This window comes from Actinoplanes sp. URMC 104, from assembly GCF_051386375.1.
Lineage (GTDB): Bacteria > Actinomycetota > Actinomycetes > Mycobacteriales > Micromonosporaceae > Actinoplanes.
Genome location: NZ_JBPQTO010000002.1, coordinates 1,822,046 through 1,841,861 on the forward strand (window position 1 = coordinate 1,822,046; position 19,816 = coordinate 1,841,861).

General features: G+C 72.1%; 24 protein-coding genes and 1 pseudogene. 10 read left to right on the forward strand and 15 right to left on the reverse strand.

The window, feature by feature from the left end; all coding sequences use genetic code 11:
- Nucleotides 1-121: 121 nt before the first annotated feature.
- The 4 genes from ACSNN8_RS09485 to ACSNN8_RS09500 are packed head-to-tail and all read right to left on the reverse strand — an operon-like array spanning nt 122 to nt 4,988.
- Nucleotides 122-754 (reverse strand): GNAT family N-acetyltransferase, encoded by a 633-nt coding sequence (locus ACSNN8_RS09485; protein ID WP_436648273.1) that lies wholly within the window; start codon nt 752-754, stop codon nt 122-124.
- Complete coding sequence (locus ACSNN8_RS09490; protein WP_436648274.1) at nt 755-2,065, reverse strand: molybdopterin molybdotransferase MoeA; 1,311 nt, start codon at nt 2,063-2,065, stop codon at nt 755-757.
- Nucleotides 2,062-2,976 carry a UTP--glucose-1-phosphate uridylyltransferase gene (locus ACSNN8_RS09495; RefSeq protein ID WP_436648275.1) on the reverse strand — a complete coding sequence of 305 codons (915 nt, stop codon included), beginning with the start codon at nt 2,974-2,976 and terminating at the stop codon, nt 2,062-2,064. The genes ACSNN8_RS09490 and ACSNN8_RS09495 overlap by 4 nt, the downstream gene beginning before the upstream one ends.
- Nucleotides 2,977-3,023: 47 nt before the next feature.
- Nucleotides 3,024-4,988, reverse strand: coding sequence for a diguanylate cyclase (locus ACSNN8_RS09500; RefSeq protein WP_436648276.1), 1,965 nt, complete (start codon nt 4,986-4,988; stop codon nt 3,024-3,026).
- 81 nt (nt 4,989-5,069) lie between these two features.
- On the opposite strand from ACSNN8_RS09500, the gene ACSNN8_RS09505 reads away from it, so the two are divergent.
- Both ACSNN8_RS09505 and ACSNN8_RS09510 read left to right on the forward strand, forming a co-directional pair.
- Nucleotides 5,070-5,678, forward strand: a complete 609-nt coding sequence (locus ACSNN8_RS09505) for a 5-formyltetrahydrofolate cyclo-ligase (protein WP_436648277.1) — start codon at nt 5,070-5,072, stop codon at nt 5,676-5,678.
- An 86-nt stretch (nt 5,679-5,764) separates the two neighbouring features.
- Nucleotides 5,765-5,929 (forward strand): annotated as a pseudogene (locus ACSNN8_RS09510) (FmdB family zinc ribbon protein); the annotation flags it as partial.
- A gap of 62 nt (nt 5,930-5,991) precedes the next feature.
- Here ACSNN8_RS09510 and ACSNN8_RS09515 read toward each other — a convergent pair.
- A complete protein-coding gene (locus ACSNN8_RS09515; RefSeq protein WP_436649573.1) occupies nt 5,992-6,237 on the reverse strand; it encodes a hypothetical protein in 246 nt (81 codons plus the stop codon).
- Between the two features lie 251 nt (nt 6,238-6,488).
- On the opposite strand from ACSNN8_RS09515, the gene ACSNN8_RS09520 reads away from it, so the two are divergent.
- A complete protein-coding gene (locus tag ACSNN8_RS09520; RefSeq protein ID WP_436648278.1) occupies nt 6,489-7,025 on the forward strand; it encodes a hypothetical protein in 537 nt (178 codons plus the stop codon).
- Between the two features lie 302 nt (nt 7,026-7,327).
- Here the strand turns inward: ACSNN8_RS09520 and ACSNN8_RS09525 are convergent, their stop codons facing one another.
- The gene (locus tag ACSNN8_RS09525) at nt 7,328-7,504 is read right to left on the reverse strand and encodes a hypothetical protein (RefSeq protein WP_436648279.1); all 177 of its coding nucleotides are present in this window, start codon (nt 7,502-7,504) and stop codon (nt 7,328-7,330) included.
- Nucleotides 7,505-7,568: 64 nt separating this feature from the next.
- On the opposite strand from ACSNN8_RS09525, the gene ACSNN8_RS09530 reads away from it, so the two are divergent.
- Nucleotides 7,569-7,892 carry a translation initiation factor 2 gene (locus ACSNN8_RS09530; RefSeq protein WP_436648280.1) on the forward strand — a complete coding sequence of 108 codons (324 nt, stop codon included), beginning with the start codon at nt 7,569-7,571 and terminating at the stop codon, nt 7,890-7,892.
- Between the two features lie 102 nt (nt 7,893-7,994).
- Here ACSNN8_RS09530 and ACSNN8_RS09535 read toward each other — a convergent pair whose 3' ends face one another.
- Nucleotides 7,995-8,471 (reverse strand): DUF2231 domain-containing protein, encoded by a 477-nt coding sequence (locus tag ACSNN8_RS09535; RefSeq protein ID WP_436648281.1) that lies wholly within the window; start codon nt 8,469-8,471, stop codon nt 7,995-7,997.
- Between the two features lie 172 nt (nt 8,472-8,643).
- Between ACSNN8_RS09535 and ACSNN8_RS09540 the strand changes: the two genes are divergently transcribed.
- Nucleotides 8,644-9,075, forward strand: coding sequence for a Fur family transcriptional regulator (locus ACSNN8_RS09540; RefSeq protein WP_436648282.1), 432 nt, complete (start codon nt 8,644-8,646; stop codon nt 9,073-9,075).
- Nucleotides 9,076-9,132: 57 nt separating this feature from the next.
- Nucleotides 9,133-9,993 (forward strand): oxygenase MpaB family protein, encoded by an 861-nt coding sequence (locus ACSNN8_RS09545; protein ID WP_436648283.1) that lies wholly within the window; start codon nt 9,133-9,135, stop codon nt 9,991-9,993.
- An 8-nt stretch (nt 9,994-10,001) separates the two neighbouring features.
- Here the strand turns inward: ACSNN8_RS09545 and ACSNN8_RS09550 are convergent, their stop codons facing one another.
- The 7 genes from ACSNN8_RS09550 to ACSNN8_RS09580 form a co-directional block, all read right to left on the reverse strand.
- Nucleotides 10,002-10,826, reverse strand: coding sequence for a RecB family exonuclease (locus ACSNN8_RS09550; protein ID WP_436649487.1), 825 nt, complete (start codon nt 10,824-10,826; stop codon nt 10,002-10,004).
- A 91-nt stretch (nt 10,827-10,917) separates the two neighbouring features.
- Nucleotides 10,918-11,538, reverse strand: coding sequence for a MarC family protein (locus tag ACSNN8_RS09555; protein ID WP_436648284.1), 621 nt, complete (start codon nt 11,536-11,538; stop codon nt 10,918-10,920).
- 52 nt (nt 11,539-11,590) lie between these two features.
- Entirely contained in the window at nt 11,591-12,445 is an 855-nt protein-coding gene (locus tag ACSNN8_RS09560; RefSeq protein WP_436648285.1) for a PHP domain-containing protein, read from the reverse strand.
- 82 nt (nt 12,446-12,527) lie between these two features.
- The gene (locus tag ACSNN8_RS09565; protein WP_436648286.1) at nt 12,528-13,397 is read right to left on the reverse strand and encodes a PH domain-containing protein; all 870 of its coding nucleotides are present in this window, start codon (nt 13,395-13,397) and stop codon (nt 12,528-12,530) included.
- A gap of 9 nt (nt 13,398-13,406) precedes the next feature.
- Nucleotides 13,407-13,565, reverse strand: a complete 159-nt coding sequence (locus ACSNN8_RS09570; RefSeq protein ID WP_166661190.1) for a hypothetical protein — start codon at nt 13,563-13,565, stop codon at nt 13,407-13,409.
- 132 nt (nt 13,566-13,697) lie between these two features.
- Nucleotides 13,698-14,372 (reverse strand): DUF6758 family protein, encoded by a 675-nt coding sequence (locus ACSNN8_RS09575; RefSeq protein WP_436648287.1) that lies wholly within the window; start codon nt 14,370-14,372, stop codon nt 13,698-13,700.
- A gap of 60 nt (nt 14,373-14,432) precedes the next feature.
- Complete coding sequence (locus ACSNN8_RS09580) at nt 14,433-15,065, reverse strand: TrmH family RNA methyltransferase (RefSeq protein WP_436648288.1); 633 nt, start codon at nt 15,063-15,065, stop codon at nt 14,433-14,435.
- Nucleotides 15,066-15,514: 449 nt separating this feature from the next.
- Between ACSNN8_RS09580 and trxA the strand changes: the two genes are divergently transcribed.
- The 4 genes from trxA (at nt 15,515) to ACSNN8_RS09600 (ending at nt 18,934) form a co-directional block, all read left to right on the forward strand.
- Entirely contained in the window at nt 15,515-15,877 is a 363-nt protein-coding gene (trxA, locus tag ACSNN8_RS09585) for a thioredoxin (RefSeq protein WP_436648289.1), read from the forward strand.
- A gap of 115 nt (nt 15,878-15,992) precedes the next feature.
- Nucleotides 15,993-17,945, forward strand: a complete 1,953-nt coding sequence (locus tag ACSNN8_RS09590; protein ID WP_436648290.1) for an intein-containing Rv2578c family radical SAM protein — start codon at nt 15,993-15,995, stop codon at nt 17,943-17,945.
- 14 nt (nt 17,946-17,959) lie between these two features.
- The gene (locus ACSNN8_RS09595; protein WP_436648291.1) at nt 17,960-18,367 is read left to right on the forward strand and encodes a CoA-binding protein; all 408 of its coding nucleotides are present in this window, start codon (nt 17,960-17,962) and stop codon (nt 18,365-18,367) included.
- Between the two features lie 87 nt (nt 18,368-18,454).
- A complete protein-coding gene (locus ACSNN8_RS09600) occupies nt 18,455-18,934 on the forward strand; it encodes a DUF4190 domain-containing protein (RefSeq protein WP_436648292.1) in 480 nt (159 codons plus the stop codon).
- Nucleotides 18,935-18,988: 54 nt separating this feature from the next.
- On the opposite strand, the gene ACSNN8_RS09605 is transcribed toward ACSNN8_RS09600, so the two are convergent.
- Nucleotides 18,989-19,780, reverse strand: a complete 792-nt coding sequence (locus tag ACSNN8_RS09605; RefSeq protein WP_436648293.1) for an SDR family NAD(P)-dependent oxidoreductase — start codon at nt 19,778-19,780, stop codon at nt 18,989-18,991.
- Between the last annotated feature and the right edge of the window lie 36 nt (nt 19,781-19,816).

Genomic DNA, 19,816 nt, shown 5'->3' on the forward strand with positions numbered 1-19,816 from the left:
CGGCCCGCCTTACACGTCAACGGTGGCGGACCGCAAGACCCAATCTCCCCGAGGCTACGGGCGCGAGCTGCGGAAACACGCTCGACGCGCCGGGCGTGTCGAGCAGGTCCGAAACATTCGGTCAGGCCCGCACGCGCCGCCAGCGCGCCATGAGCCCGCCCTCGGCGGCGATCTCCTCGCTGGTCAGCGCGTATCCGAGGTGGTCGCGCCAGCCGCCGTCGATGTGCATGTAGCGCTGGTGGTAGGCCTCCTCGCGGAAGCCCAGCTTCTCGACGACACGCCGCGACGGCTTGTTCTCGGGGCGGATGTTGACCTCGATGCGGTGCAGGCCGCCGGGGCCGAACGCGTGGTCGACGGCGAGCGCCAGCGCGGTGGGGATCACGCCGCGGCCGGCCACCCGGTGGTCGACCCAGTAGCCCGCGTACGCCGAGCTGAACGCCCGCCGCACGATGTTGCCGAGGTTGAGGTGGCCGACGAGCCGTTCGCTGCCGTCGGACTCGCGCAGGCAGACCGCGAACGGCATGCTCTCGCCGCGCCGCGCCGCCCGGCGCATGTCCTGATAGACGTAGCCGTACGCGCGGGGGGAGTTCATCTCGGCCCACGGGCCCGGCGGGGCCGACTCCCACGGGGCGAGCCACTTCTGGTTGGCGATGCGCACCTCGGACCAGGCCCGGCCGTCGCCCCGCTTGTAGGGCCGCAACAGCACCGGACCGTCCGCCAGCGTGGCGGGCCATCCGGGTGTGGACCCCAGCATTCAACGCCTCCGGTCGAGAAGCAGCACGTCCACGGTCGAGCCGGCGGCCGCCGTGGTGACCCGCTCGCCGAGCACCAGCAGTCCGTTGGCCTCGGCCAGGCCGGAGAGAGTGTACGGCCCTCCGGCCAGCGGCTGCACCGTGTGCCCGCCGCCGCGCCGCTCGGCCACATGCGCGGGACGGAACTCGCGCAGCCCGCCGGGCGAGGACACCGTCTCGAGCAGGTGAGCCTTCACGCTGTGCCGGAACACCGGCTCCGCGCCGGCCAGCAGCTGGATCACCGGGCGGGCGAGCACCTCGAAGCCGATCAGCGCGGCGCCCGGCTCACCGGGCAGGCACACCACCGGCACCTCCTCGCCGCCGACCGTGCCGAAGCCGAGGGTGGCGCCGGGGCAGAGCGCCACGTCGGTGAACTCCACAGCGCCGCGGCCGGGTACGGGCCGGGACAGCACCCGCCGCAGCATGTCGCCCGGCCCGGTGCCCGTACCGCCGGTCGTGATCACCAGGTCGGCGCGCAGCGTCTGGTCCTCGAGCAGCCCGCGCAGGCCCTCGGGGTCGTCGTCGCAGATGCCGATCCGGTACGCCAGCGCGCCCGCCTCGACCGCGGCGGCCGTCAGCGCGTGCGAGTTGGCGTCCACCACCTGCCCGGGCTGGCTGGGCCGGCCCACGTCGACGAGCTCGTCGCCGGTGGCCACCACCACCACGCGCGGGCTGGGCCGCACCACGACGTGCCCGATGCCGGACGCGGCGAAGGTGGCCACCATCGCGGGGGTCACGTCCGCGCCGGCCCGCGCCAGCACCTGCCCCGCCGCGATCGTGTCGCCGGCCCGGCGTACGCCCGATCCGCGTTTCGGCGCGTGCAGGATCTCCACCGCCGCCATGCCCTCGTCGGTCCAGTGCACCGGGACGACGACGTCGGCGCCGATCGGCAGCGGCGCCCCGGCCGCGACCGAGAAGCACGTGCCCGGGTTGAGCCGCACCGGCCGCCAGCTGGCCGCGCCGAGGTCGCCCACGACGTCGAGCCGTACCGGCCGGGGCCCGCCCTCGACGCGCCCGAAGGCCGGGTGGGTGCCCGTGCGCCCGGCGCCGGAGAGGTCCTCCCAGCGCGCCGCGTACCCGTCGATCGCGGCCTGGTCGAACGCCGGATAGGGGTGCGGCGCGAGCACGTCGGTGGCGAGCACGTTGCCGTGCGCCTGGGTGAGGTCGAGGTCGAGCGGGGGCAGCACTCGCAGCCTGCGCAGCACGCTGCCCAGGTAGTCGGCGAGAGGCATCAGCTCGTTGGCGGCCGCCTCGGCATCGGCCGTGGCCGTCATCCCTTCGCACCGCCGGCGACGAACTCCGCCAGCCAGCTCCGGAACTCACTTCCGAGGTCGTCGCGCTTGGCCGCGAGCATCACGACGGTCTGCAGGTAGCCCAGCGGCATGCCGGTGTCGTAGCGGTGGCCGCGGTAGATGATGCCGTGCACCGGTACGCCGTCGGCCAGCAGCTGCGCCATCGCGTCGGTCAGCTGGATCTCGCCGCCGCTGCCCGGCTTGGTGTTCTCGATCGCCTCGAAGATGCTCGCCGGCAGGATGTAGCGGCCCAGCACGGCGAGGTTGCTCGGCGCCTCCTCGGGCGACGGCTTCTCGACCAGGCCGGTCACCTCGACGGTGTCCTCGCCCTCGTTCGACTCGCGCACGGAGGCGATGCCGTACCGCGACGTCTCCTCGGGCTTGACCTCGCCCAGCGCGAGCACGATGCCGCCCGTGCGGGCCTGCAGGTCGAGCATGGCCGGCAGCAGCGGCTTGTCCTCCTCGACGAACTCGTCGCCGAGCAGCACGGCGAACGCGTTGTCGCCGACGTGCGAGGCTGCGGTGCCCACCGCGTGGCCCAGCCCCAGCGGCTCGCCCTGGCGGCAGGTGTAGATGTCGGCGAGTTCGCTCGTCCGGCGTACGGCGGCCAGGCGCTCGGTGTCGCCCTTCTCCTCCAGCCGCGCCTCCACGTCGGGCCGCCGGTCGAAGTGGTCGACCATCGAGGTCTTGCCCCGCCCGGTGATCAGCAGCACGTCGGTGATGCCGGCGGCGGCGGCCTCCTCCACGATGTACTGCAGCACGGGCCGGTCGACCACGGGCAGCAGCTCCTTGGGCACGGCCTTGGTGGCCGGCAGGAACCGGGTCGCCAGTCCGGCCGCGGGGATCACGGCCTTCACCGCCCGGCGGCCGGTCGCATGCGCGTTCGTGGTCATCGAGTCACCGCACCTTCGCTCAGTCGTGCCCGTGGTATGCCGCGAGACTATCGGCCACGCCGGTGCTGCGGCGGTCGTGGCCCGCCCGGCACTGCCGACGCCTGATCCAAGTTTCCTTCATGAACACCAGCGGAAACCCCCGACTTCGTCACATCGGGGGAATCGGCGAGCCGGAACGTGTCACGGCCCGCGTTCTTGGCGGCGTACAGCGCCCGGTCAGCGGCCGCCAGCACCTGCTGCGAGTCCTCCCCGTGTTCCGGATAGACCGCCACGCCGATCGACACGCTGATCGGGATGCGCAGGCCGTCCACGATCACCGGACGGTCCCGGACGGCGGCGCCGAGCCGCTCGGCGACGATCGCCCCGCCGTACGCGTCGGTCTCGGGCAGCAGCACCACGAACTCCTCGCCGCCCTGACGGAACGCCACGTCCACCTCGCGCAGGCCGACCCGGATGCGCCGGGCGAACTCACCCAGCACGGCGTCCCCGGCGGCGTGGCCGTGCGTGTCGTTCACGCCCTTGAAGTGGTCGAGGTCCAGCGCCAGCACCGCCAGCATGCGCCCGAAGCGGCTCGCCCGCTCGACTTCGCGGCGCAGCGACTCGCGCAGGTAGCGGTAGTTCCAGAGCCCGGTCAGCGGATCGGTCAGCGACAGCCGTTGCGCCTCCTCGTGCAGACGTACGTTGTGCACGGCCACGCCGGCCTGCCCCGCGAACGTCCGCAGGGTCTGCAGGTCGGCGTCGTCGAAGCCGTCCCCGCCCACCCGGTCGTAGAGCGCCAGCACCCCCAGCGTCTCGGTGGCCGGCGGCTCACCCGGCTCCTCCGGCACGGCCGGCGCGCAGATCGGCACCGCCACATAGGTGAGGCACGGCGGCTCCGCCGAGGAGGGCTCACCGTGCCCGCGCCGCGGCTCGCCGGTCGCCGCCACCGCGCCGAGCACGCCCTCGCCCACCGGCAGGCGCTGCTGCGGCAGGTCGGCGTCGGGCACGTCCCACGGCCCGGCCAGCCCCACCCCGCACTGCGCCACGAGCTGCCCCTCGGCCGGGTCGATCAGCAGCACGAGCCCCGCCCGGGCGCCGGTCGCGGCCAGCGCCGTCCGCAGGATCACCTGCAGTATGCGGTGCAGGTCGTGGGTGCTGGACAGCGTCTCGCCGAGGATCGCGAGGTGGCCGCGCAACTGGTCGCGGCTGGCGGTCAGCGCCTGCACGTACGCCTGCAGCTCACGCGTCATCCGGTTGAAGGTGGCGGCCAGCCGGCCCAGCTCCTCCGGGCGCGGAATCGGCACCCGGGTGTCCAGCTCGCCGCCGGCGACGCGGTCCGCGGCCCACGCCAGCTCGCCGAGCGGACGGGTGGTGGAGTGCGCCAGCCGGCGCGCGACGAGCACGGCGGCGCCGGCCGCGGCGAGCACCACGATCGGCAGCACCGCGTACAGGAGGGTCGGCCGGTTGGAGGGCACGGTCAGCGTCAGCGCGAGCGGCTGCCCCGGCTCGGCGACCAGGCGGCGACCACCCTCTTGCTCGCTGGTCGGGCTCACTGTGGCGCCGGCGGCCGCGGAGAGCCGATCGAGAAAGGCGCCGTCGACGGTCAGCGCCGCGGTGACCGTGTCGCCCTCCCCGGCGACCGCCCGGGCGGCGATCGCGGCGGACCGGCCCGCCGCCGGCTGTGCGCAGTCCTGCCACCCGTCGTTTCCGGTCGTGGGCGCCGTCACGCCGAGCTGGGAGGGGCCGTTCGCGACGATCCTGATGTCGGAAGCGAGACCGCGGCTGATCAGCTGGGCGGCCACCGCGGACCGGTTCTGGGCGGGCACCACCGCCACGGCGTCGGCCGCGGCCTGCAGCTGCCGGCACACGGCGGCGATCGACGTGCGTACCGTCGCCGTGGCATTGTCGAGCCGCTCCGCGGACCGATCCCGGCTCACCGTGGTGACAGTGAGGGCGACGAAGATGGACCCGAGCAGCACCGGACCGAGCACGACCACCAGGAAGGCCGTGGTCAGCCGGCCGCGTAACGTCACGCATCCTCCCGGGGCCGGCCCTCTTTGGAGCGATGCTGACATAGTGTGCACCGTTTGCCGGTTTTCAAAAGGGGGTGTTGCATGCCCGATTTGACCCGTGACGCGGAACGATCTCGTACGGCCAAGCTTGCCCTGCGCGATCGTCTGCTCGCCGCCCGCCGGGGCCTGACGCCCTCGGCCCTGGCTTCCGCTGCCGCCTCCATCCAAGATCAAACCCTTTCCCTCGTACGCCGTGAGCACCGTCCGGTGGTGGCGGCGTACGCGCCCGTGGGCCGTGAGCCCGGCGGTCCCGACCTGGTCCCGCAGCTGCTCGCGGCGGAGGCCCGCGTCCTGCTGCCCGTCCTTCTGAAGGACAACGACCTCGACTGGGCTCGCGGCGCACATCCCCTGCTGCCCGGCCCGCGCGGGCTCCTCGAACCGGGCGGCCCCCGGCTGGGTGTCACCGCCGTCACCGGGGCGGACCTCGTGCTGGTGCCCGCGCTGGCCGTCGACCGCCGGGGCATGCGGCTCGGCCGCGGCGGGGGCTCGTACGACCGGGTGCTCGCCCGGCTCCCCCGCACCGGCGGCCCCCTCGTGGTGGCGCTGCTCCACGACGGCGAGCTGCTCGAGGCCGTACCGGCCGAGCCGCACGACCGCCCGGTCCACGGCGCCATCACCCCGACCGGCGGCCTCACCATCTTCGACGCGTGACCGCTGCCGCCCCCGCCGTCTCGGGCGTGACCGATTTCGTCCGTCGACCCCCGGCCGAGGCTCAGTCGCCAGGTCGAGTGGACGAAATGACCTCCGATGGCGCAACATTGGCACTCGGAGTTGGCGAGTGCCAGCAGCCGACCAGATCCGGAGGAGCCGTGCCTACCTACCAGTACGCCTGCACCGAGTGCGGACACCAGCTCGAAGCCGTGCAGTCGTTCTCCGACCCGGCGCTGACCGAGTGCCCGAACTGCCAGGGCAAACTCCGCAAGGTCTTCAACTCGGTCGGCATCGTCTTCAAGGGTTCGGGCTTCTACCGCAACGACTCCCGCTCCGGCAACGTGAGCGCCGAGAAGTCCGGCAACGCCGACACCAAGAAGTCCGACGCCGTCACGACCACGTCGTCGTCCTCGTCGAGCGACTCCTCGAGCTCGTCCTCGTCGACCACCTCGTCGTCGCCCTCGACCCCGGCGAGCACCAGCAGCACAAAGGCCGCAGCCGCCTCCTGACCCGCTCCCCCGACCGCGCCGGCGCCCTCCGCCCCGGCGCGGTTCGCCATGCTCGCCCTCCGCCTTGGTGCGCTTTGCCGTGTCAGCACCCTCCGCACTGGCGCGCTTCGCCATGCCTGCGCCCTCAGCCCCGGCGCGGTTCGCCATGCCCGTGGCCCGTAGCACCACCCGCCGGCCAACCACGGTTATCCACATTTCCCGGCCGTCCACAGGCCCCCAGCGGGCGATCTCCCCTCCGGCCTAACGTTCGATCCGGCGCCGCAAGACCGCGACGCCAGAGCGAGCGGAAGGGGACAGGCCCATGGGCAGATCCAGTGCATCCCGGCTGGGCGCTGCCCTCCCCGCGGCGCAGGGATCGCCGAGCCGCGACGGCGGCGACGGACGCCTCGATCCCGTGCGCTGGCACCGGCCGGCCCGCGGCATGCTGTTACGCCTCACAGTCGTCGCGATCCTACTGGGCACCGCCGCTCTGGTGTCGTGGTCGCCCCCTCGCAGCTGCGCACCCGCCAGCTACACGGTGCCCGCAGCCGCCTCCCCCACTCCGTCGTCGTCCGCGGACGGCCAGGCCGTTCCGGCGGGCAGCGTAGGAGTTCCGGTGCGGCTGGCCGACCCCGCCGCGCTGGCCCTCGTACGGACCGGCAACCGCGTGGACCTCCTCCGCCTCGACAACGCCGACGGCAGCACCACCCCGGTCGCCGAGTCCGCGCTGGTCCTCCAGGTGACCGGCTCCGACGACCCCGCCACCGGCGGCCTGCTGCTGGCCCTCAAGCCCGCCGAGGCCGACGACGCCGTAGCCACACCCGGCCAGAGCTTCGCCGTCCACATACGCCCCGACTGACCCCGCCGCCCGAGTCCCGGTGACCAGCCCACGGCAGAGCCATCAGCGAGAGCAGCCCACGGCGGCCCGGTCAGCGGAAGGCAGCCCACGGCGGCGCAGTCAGCGGCGAGCAACTTCGGCGGCCCGACTAGCGGCGGGCAGCTCGGGTGGCCCGATCAGCGGCGGCAACCCGCGACGGCGCGGCAAGCGGCAGGCAGTCCCGGCGGGGGGCGAGCACCCCCGCAGCAGGGCGGTCAGCGGCGAGTGGCCCACGGCGGCGCAGTCAGCGGCGAGCGACCGGCGGCGGCTCGATCAGCGGCGAGTCACCAGTGCGGGGGGCGGTCCTCGAGCAGGCGGTCGTCGTTGTCGTACGAGCGCTCACCCCAGCCACGCTCGGTGTCGTCGCGGGTCTGGTCGGGGAGGACGGCTGCCTCCTCGGACTCGAAGTCGACCTCGCGTTCGGCGTCGTTGTCGCGTTCGGGCTCGTCCAGGATGTCCACGCCTCCGAGGGTAGGCCCGCGCCGCTGCGGAAGTCTTCCCCCTCCGGCTGTACCGTCGGTGAACGTGAGCTCCCCCACCGGCGTCCCGGACGACGCGTACTGGCAGCGGCCGGATCCCGACTATCCCGCGCCCGCTTCCGAGCCGCAGCCCGCTCCGCCGCCCGGCAGCGACTACGCGGGGCCGCCGCCGTCCGCGCCGCCGCCGGCGAACTGGCGGCCGCCCACGATAAACCAGCCGCCGCCGCCGCGGAGCATGCCGCCGCAGGACATGGACGCCCTGGACGACGCCGAGGGGTCGGCGCGCACGGTCACCTACGGCGTCGGCCTGGTCGCCGGCGCGATCGCCCTGATCCTGCTCTGCCTGCTCTGCGCCCGCGTCATCTTCTGACGCCGGGAGCCGGGCGCCGAAAGAGGGCGCGCCAAGCGGACCCAGAAGCCGAGCGCCCGAAGCCGGCGCCGGGAGACAGCGCCGGAAGCCGCGGCTAGCAGCTCAGTACGTTCCCCACACGGCCGTCGCGCCCGAGTCGCCGGTCTGGTAGACGTAGTAGCCCGACAGCGCGGCCAGCACGATCAGCACGACCGCGCCGCCGACCTCGCCCGCGAGCGGCAGCCGGCCGCTGCCCCGGCGCCAGGTGAGGACCACCATCACGAGGCTCACCACGCCGAGCGCGAGCGTGAACCAGAACGTCCGGCCCCCGTACCCCATGTGGTCGTCGAGGATCTCCTTGCCCGGCCCGCTCATCCCCTGCCCGAGCAGGCGGTCGTAGAGCTTCTCCCCGGACTCCATCGCCACGAACGTCGCCACCGGCGCGGCGATCGCCAGGATCCCGAGCGCCCAGCCCATCCGGGGACGCCAGCGGGGCACGAGCGCATAGACCACCGCCCCCAGCGCGAGCAACGGGACGAACACGACCGCCGCGTGCAGCACGAGCACGTGCACCGGCAGGCCGTTGATCTGGTCGAACACGACGCCTCCTTTTGATCTCTCGCCGCCAGCTTAGAAGTATCTGACGACGCAAGCATTCCCGTATGCGCTTACACCCCCGGGCGTGCGCCGGTTCACCGGTTCACGGATCTTGTCCGGTCGGTCGGATGATCGGGTGGTTGGACGTTCAAGGAAATCGTGCTGTCATTGACCGATGTCCACCGGCGAGCAACTGCTGCGCGAGCACGGCCTTCGGGTCACGAAGCCGCGGCTCGCCGTCCTCGAGGTCCTCGCCGGGGGCGGCCACCTCGAGGTCGACGACATCGCCCGCCGCGCGCGCACCAAGCTCGACTCGGTGTCGACCCAGGCCGTGTACGACGTGCTCGGCGCGCTCTCCCGCGCGGGCCTGGCCCGGCGTCTCGAGCCGGCCGGCAGCCCGGCGCGCTACGAGGCCCGGGTGGGCGACAACCACCACCACATCGTCTGCCGCGGCTGCGGGGAGATCGCGGACGTCGACTGCGTCGTGGGCGAGCGGCCCTGCCTGATCCCGGGCGCCGCGCACGGGTTCGAGGTCGACGAGGCCGAGGTGACGTTCTGGGGTCTGTGCCCGGCGTGCCAGGCCCGCCGCGTCGCCGATTCCGCGTGACGAACTAAATTCTGAACGAGTTCAACTTTCCGCGCCACCCGTGGCACTGTTGAGAGCATGAGCGTCGACGTCGGGCTGTTCGGGCCGGATTCGGTCACCTGGAAACTCCACGAGGAACCGATCCTCCTGCTGGGCGGGCTCCGCAGCCTCTACCTGCAGGCCCTGCACCCCCGGGCCGTGGCCGGCGTGGCGCAGAACTCCGGCTATCGCGCCGACCCCTGGGGCCGTCTCAACCGCACCTCCGAGTACGTCGGCACGGTGATCTACGGCTCCACCGAGGAGGTGGAACGGGCCGCCTCCCGCATCCGCCGCCTGCACTCGCGCATGACCGCGACTGACCCGCGCACCGGCGAGACGTTCCGCATCGACGACCCCGACCTGCTGCGCTGGGTGCACGTCGCCGAGGTCGAGTCGTTCCTGACGACCGCGACCCGCGCCGGCCTCAAGCTGACACCCGACGAGGTCGACCGCTACTACACCGAGCAGCTCAAGTCGGCCGAACTGGTCGGGCTCGACCCGGCCACCGTCCCCGCCACGGCCGCCGAGGTCGACGCCTACTACGAGGCCATGCAGCCCGAGCTGTCGCTCACCAAGGAGAGCGCCGAGACCGCGTTCTTCCTGACCGTCCCGCCCGCGCCGGACTTCTTCGGCAACCGGGCCCTGCGCCTGGGGCTGACGCTCGGCCCGGCCCGCTGGGCGTACTTCGGCATCGCCGGCACCGCGATCGCGCTGCTGCCGCCGTGGGCGCGCCGCCTGTACGGCGGGCTCGGCTGGCGCACCACCGACGTGACGGCCGACCTTTCCGTACGAGGAATGCGACTGCTCCTCGCGACGGCCCTCAACACCCTGCCGCGCAAGTACCGCACCGCGCCCATGCGCCAGGCCGCCCTGACCCGAGCCGGCCTCACCGACGCCTGAGCCGTGACTCACGCCGTCAGGTGGTCGACCGCCGCCCAGGGTTCCTTGGCGGCCACGGTCTGGCCGGCGGGGCACGACTTGCGGAAGTCGCACCACGAGCACAGCGCCCCCGGGTTGGTGGGGAACTCGGCGTCGGCGTCGGCGCCGGCGGCCACCGCGCGCTCGGCGGCCATGATGTCGCGGGCCGTGTCCTCGGCGCGGCGCACCTGGCGGGCCAGCGACTCCTCGGTGTGCTCGTGGGAGGCGACCGTGCCGGTCGGCAGGTGGTGCAGCTCGACCCGGTAGCTGGGCCGGCGGAAGACGCGCTGGGCCGCGTAGGCATAGAGGGCCAGCGCCTGCGAGCCGCGCGCGTCGTCGGCGTCGAGGCCGGAGCGGCCGGTCTTGTAGTCGACGATCACCGCCTCGGGGCCGTCGGGGCCCTGCCGCGAGTCGATGCGGTCGGCGCGGCCGTTGAAGGCGAGCACGGCCGTCTTGGTGGCCACCACCCGTTCGACCCCGAGCGGCTCGTCGACGGGGTCGAGGCCGTTCACGTAGGTCTCGAGCCAGCGCAGCGCGACCCGGTAGGTGACCCGTTCCTGATCGACGTCGCGGTAACCCTCGCGTACCCAAGTGGCCTTGAGAAGCCGGGGAAGCACGCCGGGCTCGCGGCTGTCGGCGGCCAACCCGTACCAGTTCTTGAGCGCGGTGTGCACGCTCGCGCCCAGCGAGTTGTGCGCCCACGGCGGCCCCTTGGGCGGGCTGGGGCGATCGACGTAGGTGTAGCGGTAGCGGCGGGGACAGTCCGCGAACGAGCCGAGCTTGCTGGGCGTGCACACGAAGAGCCGCTCGGGCATGCCGTCGAAGCCGAGCTGCTCGGGGACCACGCCGGGGGTCTTGGTGGAGGGCACGAAGCAATGGTGCCAGCCGGGTACGACAAAACCGCGATCAGGACGAAGCGACGTACAGCTGCACGAAGGCGTCGATGGCGTCCGCGATCAGCTGCACGGCGATCGCCGCCAGCAGCAGACCGGCGATCCTGGTCAGCACCTCGATGCCGGCCGGCCGCAGCAGCTTGACGATCCCCCCGGAGAACCGCAGCACCAGCCAGACCGTGAGCATGACCAGCAGGATCCCGATGCCGATCACCAGGTACTCGTCGGCGCCGTCGGCCCGCTGCACGAACAGCATGGTGGCCACGATCGCGCCCGGCCCGGCGAGCAGCGGGGTCCCGATCGGCACCAGCGCGACGTTGCTCGTGCCGCCCTGGTCCCCCGACGACTCGTCCGTCTTGCCGGTGAGCAGCTGCAACGCGACCAGCACGAGCAGCAGACCACCGGCGCCCTGCAGCGCGGGCAGCTCGACGTGCAGATAGTCGAGCAGCGTCTGCCCGGCCACCGCGAACCCGACGATCACGCCTAGCGCGAGCAGGACGGCCTGCGTGCCGGCCTTCATCCGGGCGCGGCCGTCCATCGTGCCGGTGAGCGCGAGGAAGACCGGGACCATGCCGGGCGGGTCGACGATCACCAGCAAGGTCACGAAGACCTCGCCGAGCAGCTTGAGATTCACCCGATCAAGGTAGGGGCGCGGACCGCTCGATCGCAGTCCGGTGCGTCCGACGTCACCCGAGCACGGGAACGCCGGTCGCCGCCGAGACGATCTTCTCGTACGCCTCGAGGTCGGTCGTGTGGTCGCCGAGCTGCACGGTCTTGTGCGTGCCGTGGAAATCGGACGACCCGGTCACGACGAGGCCGAGGTCGCCGGCGAGCGCGCGCACGTGGGCGCTCTCCGCCTCGGAGTGGTCCTCGTGGTCGGCTTCCAGCCCGAACAGCCCCGCCTCGGCCAGCTCGACGATCAGCCGGTCGGGCACGACGCGTCCGCGCACCGTGGCGCGCGGATGGGCGAACACGGTCACACCCCCCGCCGCACGCACGGCCCGTACGGCCTCGAAGACGTCCAGATCCGCCTTCGGTACGAAGTAGCGCGCGCCCAGCCAGCGGGAGGCGAACGCCTCGCTCGTCGTGCGCACCAGCCCCGCCCGGATCAGCGCCTGCGCGATGTGCGGCCGCCCGACCGACCCGCCCCGGGCGTAGCCGTACACCTCGTCCCACGTGATCGGCACGCCGTCGGCGCTCAGCTTCGCGACGATCTTCTCGGCGCGCTGCTCGCGGTCGGTGCGCAGGCGGGCCAGGTCGGCGGCCAGACGCGGCTCGGCCGGGTCGAACAGGTACGCCAGCAGGTGCAGCGCGATCGGCCACTCGTCGGCGCCGTGCCAGCGGCAGGACAGCTCGGCCCCGCGGACCAGCCGCAGCCCCTCGGGACGCGCCTCGGCGGCCGCCCGCCAGCCACCGGTGGTGTCGTGGTCGGTGATCGCCATGACGTCGAGCCCGGCCGCGGCGCCCGCCCGCACCAGCTCGGCCGGGGTCAGCGTGCCGTCACTGGCGGTCGAGTGGCAGTGCAGGTCGATACGGGTCACCGGGAAACGCTATCGGTCGCCTGCGGCCGGACGCCGGTCCCCTCCACGATTGCTTCGTCACAGGACCTTTCCCGTACGGGCATCAGGCGTCGTCGTCGCTGTCCTTGCCCAGCCGCGCCTCGACCGCCTGCGGCTCGTACATCTCCTCGACCACGCGCAGGTAGAGCTCGTTCGGGTTCGGCAGGTGCTTGACCTCGCGCAGCGCCTGGTCCTGGCCGGCCGACTCGAGCACGAACGTGCCGTAGCTCAGCATGCGGCCGAGCGCGGTCTGCGTGTATTTCATGTCGGTGACCCGCAGCAGCGGCATCATGGCCACGCGGCGGGTGACGATGCCGTTGACCACCATCACCCGTTTGTTGGTCAGGATGAAGCGGTCGAAGTACCAGTCGAAGACCTTCCAGGCCACCCAGCAGATCACGCCGAGCCAGATCAGCACGGCGACGGTCACCAGGCCGTCGATGTTCTGCCGGGTCAGGAAGCCGGCCAGGTAGCCCAGGGCGAGCGTGGCGGCAGCCCCGATCCCGAGCGGGCCGGTGAGGTGGATCCAATGTCTCTTCCACTCGCCGCGGTAGCGCTCGGTCGGGAAGAGATAGCGAGCGACCAGAGTGGTCGGTTCGTCCTCGAGCGGCAGCACCCGGCGGGGGCCGCTGCCGCCCTCGGGGCCGAGGCCGACCAGTTCCTCCTCGGTGAACACCGGCGGCTCGTACTCGTCGCCGGCGTCGGCGTAGCCCACGCCGCGCGAGTAGGCGGCGTCCTCGGAATAGCCCGCGTCGGGCGAGTAACCGGCATCGGGCGAGTAACCCGGACCGTCCGCATAGCTGTGACTGCGGCGCACGTAATCGGGGTCGTCCTCGAACGCCGGGTCGTTGTAGCGGAAATCGTCGTCGTCGTCGTCGCGAGGACGCCCGGCGCCCTCGCCTCTCCGATCGTGCGGCTCAGCTGGACCACCCATGTGGTGATGCTATGCGACGAGGTTCGTGAAGAACGTGCCGAAGCCTCGGGCAATATCGGCGATCGTGCCTCCGAGTGACTCGAAGACCGATGCCGCCGAGTTCGGGTTGAAGGCGATAAAGAAGATCAAGAACGCGATACCAAGCCAGGTCAGAACCTTCTTGATCATGGCGGGCCTTCTCCTGTGGGTGCGGGTGACGGTCAGCGCCTCGGCAGTACTGACGGTATCAGTTTCGTCGCTCGGTGTGAACAATGTGGGCGAATCGCCGAATCCATATCCGCAGGTCAGGCCCCGACTTGACTAGGCCTTGCCCTGCAGGTGCGGAGACGGCGCTCCGTACACGAGCTCGGGCGGCACCCCCTCGGAGAGGTCGTGCAGGACGACGTGCTCCGCGAGGAAGTAGCCCGCGCTTGCGGGCCACGCTACCGCATAGAGCCACATTCCCTTCGCCTCACTCACGTACGCGCTTCGATCTTCCGGGGACTTGACGCACCACAGTGGAGTGGGGTGCCCCGCGGCCTTGATCTTCGCGTGCGGTCCAGGGTGGCCGTTGCCCGCGGTGAGCGCCTCGGCGATCAGGTGACCAGGGTCGATGCCGGGGATTCCGGCGAACCGCGTGCCCAGTCCGACGCCCGGTTGCTCGGCGATCAGCACGACGTCGGCCGGGCCGCCGGCGAGCGGTTCCGGCCCGCTGCAGGCGAGCGCGGTGGCGCGTACGCCCCGGCGGTCGTCGCCCGCCCAGCCGGCCCCGGTGACCATCCAGCCCGCGGGCAGCGGCCACGGGCACCAGAACGGGGTCTTCTCGGCCGAGGAGCCGAGATGCCGCAGGATGCTCTCGACGATGTCGGCGTTGATGTGCTCCGTCACATGGAACGGCGGCACGTCGCCGCAGTCGTCACAGCGCCAGGCGGAGTGCATCAGGTCCGGCTTGCGCACCTGTCCGCCGCATCTGGGGCAACTCACCGTGACACCCACGCCTCTAACCGTGCGGCCCCGGGCAGGCGACGTCAAGCGGATCCGCAGAACCCGGACTTTTCACTCAGGCGGGGGTCCCGCGTGCGCGCGGATCCAGGCGTGCATCGCGATGCCGCTGGCGACGCCCGCGTTGATCGAACGGGTGGATCCGTACTGCGCGATCGAGAACAGCTGCGCGCACGCGGCGCGGGCGGGCTCGGACAGGCCGGGCCCCTCCTGCCCGAAGAGCAGCACGCAGCGCCGGGGCAGCGTGACGGTCTCCATCGGCTGCGAGCCCGGCAGGTTGTCGATCCCGATCACCGGGAGGTCCTGCCCGGCCGCCCACGCCACGAACTCCTCGATCGTGGGGTGGTGCCGCACGTGCTGGTAGCGGTCGGTGACCATGGCGCCGCGGCGGTTCCACCGCCGCAGCCCGACGATGTGCACCTCGGCCGCGAGGAACGCGTTGGCGTTGCGCACGACCGTGCCGATGTTGAAGTCGTGCTGCCAGTTCTCGATGGCGACGTGGAAGTCGTGCCGGCGGGTGTCGAGGTCGGCGACGACTGCCTCACGGCGCCAGTACCGGTAGCGGTCCACCACGTTGCGGCGATCGCCCGCGGCCAGCAGCTCCGGGTCGTACCGCGGGTCGGTCGGCGGCTCGCCGGTCCACGGGCCGACACCGACCTCGGCGGACTCGTCCTCAGCGGCAATCATGGGCCGATACGCTACTGGAGCGGCAGCCGGGGGCCGTGCGGGTGGAGACGCAATGAGCGGCGGGGCCCTCCCCGGCACCCGCCGCCCACGCTTGTTGGGACAGAGTCTGCCTCACGCTACGTATCGATGTGAAGGTTGCTCGCATGTGACCCAGCTCACATTAAAGAATGTTTCCTATTACCGTGAGCAAAGCTAACGACCCACGTCAGCGGGGGTACGGCCGGTCACGGCGACCATGTCCGGAGAAGCGCCCGCAAAACGGACGTTACAACTTGTTCCGTAATCGAGAGCGCTCTCCTTACGGATCGTTACGATGAGTTGCCCGAACCGCACACCGAGTCCCGATCCGGTGGTCCAGACCACGTGTCGACCGGCGAAGAACCGGGAATGGCTGGTGTGAACGATGGGTTTCACCGCACGAAAGCCAATTTCCCGTGGACGGAGACATCATGGCGACGGTTGCGCTGACCGCTGAGAACTTCGACGAGGTCACCGGCAAGGACGGGATCGTCCTGGTCGACTTCTGGGCAAGCTGGTGCGGGCCGTGCGTCCGCTTCGCTCCGACCTACGAGCGGTCCTCCGAGAAGCACCCCGACATCACCTTCGGCAAGGTCGACACCGAGGCCCAGCAGGCGCTGGCCGCCAAGTTCGACATCCGCTCGATCCCGACGATCATGGCCGTCCGCGACGGCGTCATCGTCTTCTCGCAGCCGGGCGCTCTTCCCGAGTCGGCCCTCGAGAACCTCATCGAGCAGGTCGAGAAGCTCGACATGGACGAGGTGCGCCAGCAGCTCGCGGCTCACAGCCACTGAGTTTCAGCAGGTCAGGCCCGCGGACCGGTTCGGTTCGCGGGCCTTTTGCATGGCCGGCCACGACACGCCGGACCTGACTGGACAAGTCGATCGAACATGTGTTCGAATTCCTGCCATGCGATGGTCCAACCTGTCGGCCTCCCCCGACGGCGGCTCGCTCCTCGACAGGGCAGCGCCGACGGCCCCACCCCTGCCGTTGGCGCTGCCCGGCGCCACAGTCCGCACGTTCGACACCCCCGGCTTCGCCGGCATGACGTTCTACGAGGTCCGGGCGAAAAGCCTGATCAACCGGGTTCCGGGCGCGTCGCGGGTGCCGTTCGAGTGGACCATCAACCCCTATCGCGGCTGTTCGCACGCCTGCGCCTACTGCCTGTCGGGCGACACGCCGATCCTGATGGCCGACGGCGCCACCCGCCGGCTGGCCGACCTGCGCCCCGGTGACGCCGTCATGGGCACGATGGGCGCGGGCTCCAGCCGGCGTTACGTCCCCACCACGGTGCTCGACCACTGGTCGACCACCAAGGCCGCCTTCCGCGTCACGCTGGCCGACGGCACCCGGCTGGTCGCCAGCGGCGACCACCGGTTCCTCACCGACCGCGGCTGGCGGCACGTGAGCCCGGCCGAGGCCCACCAGCCCGCGCTGGCCGTGGGCGACCTGATGTTCGGCGTGGGCCACTTCGCCGAGCCGCCCAAGGAGTCGCCGGACTACCGGGCGGGCTTCCTCTGCGGCCTCGTCCGCGGTGACGCCGGGCGCGGCGACACCGGCGTCGCGGCGCGCGAGGGCGACGCCTGGGTGCGGGCCGACGGCTATCTCGACGACGTGCCCCTGCACGAGGCCCTGCGCTGGCCCGAGATGCCCACCCAGGGCTGGCACCGGGGGTTCCTGGCGGGCGCGTTCGGCGCCGTGGGCCGCGCCGACCGCCTGGCGATCAGCTTCACCAGCGCCGACCGTCTCTTCCTCGCGCGGGTGACCGAGGCGCTGACCTCGCTCGGCCTGCCCAGCCGCACGCCGGTGCGCGTGCGCGGCGGCGCGACCGGCACGGTCGAGATCGACCGCGACCTGTGGGCGGCGCTGCGTTTCCGGCACCTCACCGGCGTCGACGGCGCGCCGCTCGACGCCTCCGGGGTCGGGGTGCGCGCCGGGCGGCAGCTGGCCGTGGCCGACATCGAGGATCTCGGCCTCACGCTGCCGCTGTTCGACATCTCCACCGGCACGGGCGACTTCATCGCCGACGGCGTGGTCAGCCACAACTGCTTCGCCCGCCACACCCACAGCTATCTCGACCTCGACACCGGGCACGACTTCGACAGCAAGATCGTGGTCAAGGTCAACGCGGGCGAGCTGATCCGCCGCGAGCTCGCCGCCCCGCGGTGGACCGGCGCGCACCTCGCCATGGGCACTAACGTCGACGTCTACCAGCGCGCCGAGGGCCGATACCGGCTGATGCCCGAGATCCTGGCGGCGCTGCGCGACCACGCCAACCCGTTCTCGATCCTCACCAAGGGCACGCTGATCCTGCGCGACCTCGAGCTGCTCACCCAGGCGGCGCAGGTGACCCGGGTGGGCCTGTCGTTCTCCGTCGGCTTCGTCGACGAGCAGGTCTGGCGCGCGGTCGAGTCGGGCACGCCCAGCCCGCGCCGCCGGCTCGACGCGGTGCGCCGGCTCACCGACGCGGGCTTCGACGTCGGCGTGCTGATGGCGCCGATCCTGCCCGGCCTCACCGACACCGACGAGTCGATCGACGAGACCGTCGCCGCGATCGCGGCCGCCGGCGCCACCAGCGTCTCGCCGCTGGCGCTGCACCTGCGCCCCGGCGCCCGGGAGTGGTATGCGGCCTGGCTGACCCGCACCCACCCCGAGCTGGCGTCGCGCTATCGCGACCTCTACGGCAACGGCTCCTACGCACCCGAGACCTATCAGCGCGAGATCGTCGCCCGGGTGCGCATCGCGGCCCGGCGGCACGGCCTGCATCGCGCCACGCCGGGCGAGGCCCGCACGGTGACGCCGGTGCACGTGCCCGGGGAGACGCCCAAGTCCGGGGAGGCGAAGCAATTGACGCTGCTGTGACTAGCATCGATCACATGAGGGACGCACAGCAGATTCTGGCGGAGGCGAACGTGATCGCCGTGGTCGGCGCGTCGCGCGACCCGTTCAAGCCGGCGCACACGGTGCCGTTGCAGATGCTGCGGCACGGCTGGCGGATCATTCCGGTGAACCCGTTCGTCGACGAGGTCTTCGGCGTCCGGACGGTGCCGTCGCTGGCCGACATCGACGAGCCGATCGACCTGGTCGACGTGTTCCGGCCGGCCCGCGACGCGGTCGAGGTGGTGCGGCAGGCGGTCGCCATCAAGGCGCCGGCGGTGTGGCTGCAGAGCGGCATCGTCTCGGCCGAGGCGCGCGCGATCGCGGAGGAGGCGGGCATCGACTACGTCGAGGACCGCTGCCTGGCCGTCGAGCGCGCCGTGGGCAATCTGACCAAGCTGAGCTGAGCGGGGTCGCAGGCTGCGGACACGTACGCCTATCGTGTCTTCTTCTGTGCCCCGGCTAGTACGGTGCCGGGGAACGAGGAGGACTTGATGACTTATCCGCCGGGTGGAGCACCCGACCCATATCAGCAGCCACAGCCCTACGGGCAGCAGCCGTACGACCCGGCCACGCCGTCCAGCGGCCAGCCCTACGGGCAGCCGTCCAGCGGCCAGCCGTACGGGCAGCCGTACGGGGCGCAGCCGTCGAGCGGCCAGCCCTACGGGCAGTACGGGCAGGACGCCTACAAGGGGCAGCCGTACGGGCAGCAGCAGGCGTACGGCCAGCCGTACGTGCCGACGACGAACACCATGGCCATTCTGGCGCTCGTGTTCGCGTTCATCTTCGCCCCCGCCGCGATCGTGCTGGGCCACATCGCGCGCAAGCAGATCCGCCAGACCGGCGAGCAGGGTCAGGGCCTGGCCACGGCCGGTCTCTGGCTGGGCTACATCATCACCGGCTTCTACGTGCTTGCCTGCGCCGCCTGGCTCATCGCGGTCGTCGCGCTCGGCAACACCACCACGAGCCCGTAACCCGCACGGCCTCGCGCCGGTCGGCCGGTCACCCCGGCCGACCGCGCGTGGGGCTCAGCGGAACTCGGCCTCCCGCACGCTGTTGCCGCCGTCGACGACCAGCATCTGACCGGTGATGTACGAGGCGGCCGGCGAGCACAGGAACGCGATCGCCGCGGCGACCTCGTCCGGGGTACCCGGGCGGCCGATCGGCGTGCCGAGACCCTGCTTGATCTCGCTGACCGTGGACGCCGCCGTATAGATCGTGCCCGGCGCCACGCAGTTGACGTTCACGCCGTCGGCGACCAGCTCCATCGCGAGCGCCCTGGTCAGGCCCACCACGCCCGCCTTCGCCGCCGCGTACGCCGCCTCGGTCGGAAGGGCGTTGACCGCGCCGGCGGTGGCGGCCAGGTTCACAATCCGGCCCCAGCCACGCTCGGCCATGCCGCCCTGGAACGCGCGGCTGCACAGGAACGCCGTGCTCAGGTTGCGGTCGATCTCGGACTTCCACTCGTCGTACGTGAGCTGGGCGACCGGCCGCAGCACCTCGGGGCTGGCCCGGCTCGTCAGCCCGGCGTTGTTGACCAGCACCTCGACGTCGCCCAGCTGGTCGGCGATCGCGTCGGCGAGCGCACCCACCTCGGCCTCGTCGGTGAGGTCGGCGACGAATCCGGTGACGCTGAGCTCCGCGGCCCGCTCGTGGATGCGGCGCGTGGTCGACACGATCGCGACCCGCGCTCCGAGGTCACGCAGCCGGCGCGCCGTCGCGTACCCGATCCCGTCGGGGCTGCCCGCCCCGGTCACCAGCGCGACCTTGCCGTCCAGCCGCAACGTGACCGGCGCTTCCTGCGACTCCGCAGCCTCCACCTAGACCTCCACCTCGGCTCTTCGAACGCGGCGGGC

Excerpts from the sequence above, each read along its gene's own strand:
- ACSNN8_RS09485 (WP_436648273.1), bottom strand. The coding sequence starts at position 754 with ATGCTGGGGTCCACACCCGGATGGCCCGCCACGCTGGCGGACGGTCCG.
- ACSNN8_RS09490 (WP_436648274.1), bottom strand. The coding sequence starts at position 2,065 with ATGACGGCCACGGCCGATGCCGAGGCGGCCGCCAACGAGCTGATGCCT.
- ACSNN8_RS09495 (WP_436648275.1), bottom strand. The coding sequence starts at position 2,976 with ATGACCACGAACGCGCATGCGACCGGCCGCCGGGCGGTGAAGGCCGTG.
- ACSNN8_RS09505 (WP_436648277.1), top strand. The coding sequence starts at position 5,070 with ATGCCCGATTTGACCCGTGACGCGGAACGATCTCGTACGGCCAAGCTT.
- ACSNN8_RS09515 (WP_436649573.1), bottom strand. The coding sequence starts at position 6,237 with ATGGCGAACCGCGCCGGGGCGGAGGGCGCCGGCGCGGTCGGGGGAGCG.
- ACSNN8_RS09520 (WP_436648278.1), top strand. The coding sequence starts at position 6,489 with ATGGGCAGATCCAGTGCATCCCGGCTGGGCGCTGCCCTCCCCGCGGCG.
- ACSNN8_RS09540 (WP_436648282.1), top strand. The coding sequence starts at position 8,644 with ATGTCCACCGGCGAGCAACTGCTGCGCGAGCACGGCCTTCGGGTCACG.
- ACSNN8_RS09545 (WP_436648283.1), top strand. The coding sequence starts at position 9,133 with ATGAGCGTCGACGTCGGGCTGTTCGGGCCGGATTCGGTCACCTGGAAA.
- ACSNN8_RS09550 (WP_436649487.1), bottom strand. The coding sequence starts at position 10,826 with ATGCCCGAGCGGCTCTTCGTGTGCACGCCCAGCAAGCTCGGCTCGTTC.
- ACSNN8_RS09565 (WP_436648286.1), bottom strand. The coding sequence starts at position 13,397 with ATGGGTGGTCCAGCTGAGCCGCACGATCGGAGAGGCGAGGGCGCCGGG.
- ACSNN8_RS09570 (WP_166661190.1), bottom strand. The coding sequence starts at position 13,565 with ATGATCAAGAAGGTTCTGACCTGGCTTGGTATCGCGTTCTTGATCTTC.
- ACSNN8_RS09580 (WP_436648288.1), bottom strand. The coding sequence starts at position 15,065 with ATGATTGCCGCTGAGGACGAGTCCGCCGAGGTCGGTGTCGGCCCGTGG.
- trxA (WP_436648289.1), top strand. The coding sequence starts at position 15,515 with ATGGCGACGGTTGCGCTGACCGCTGAGAACTTCGACGAGGTCACCGGC.
- ACSNN8_RS09590 (WP_436648290.1), top strand. The coding sequence starts at position 15,993 with ATGCGATGGTCCAACCTGTCGGCCTCCCCCGACGGCGGCTCGCTCCTC.
- ACSNN8_RS09595 (WP_436648291.1), top strand. The coding sequence starts at position 17,960 with ATGAGGGACGCACAGCAGATTCTGGCGGAGGCGAACGTGATCGCCGTG.
- ACSNN8_RS09600 (WP_436648292.1), top strand. The coding sequence starts at position 18,455 with ATGACTTATCCGCCGGGTGGAGCACCCGACCCATATCAGCAGCCACAG.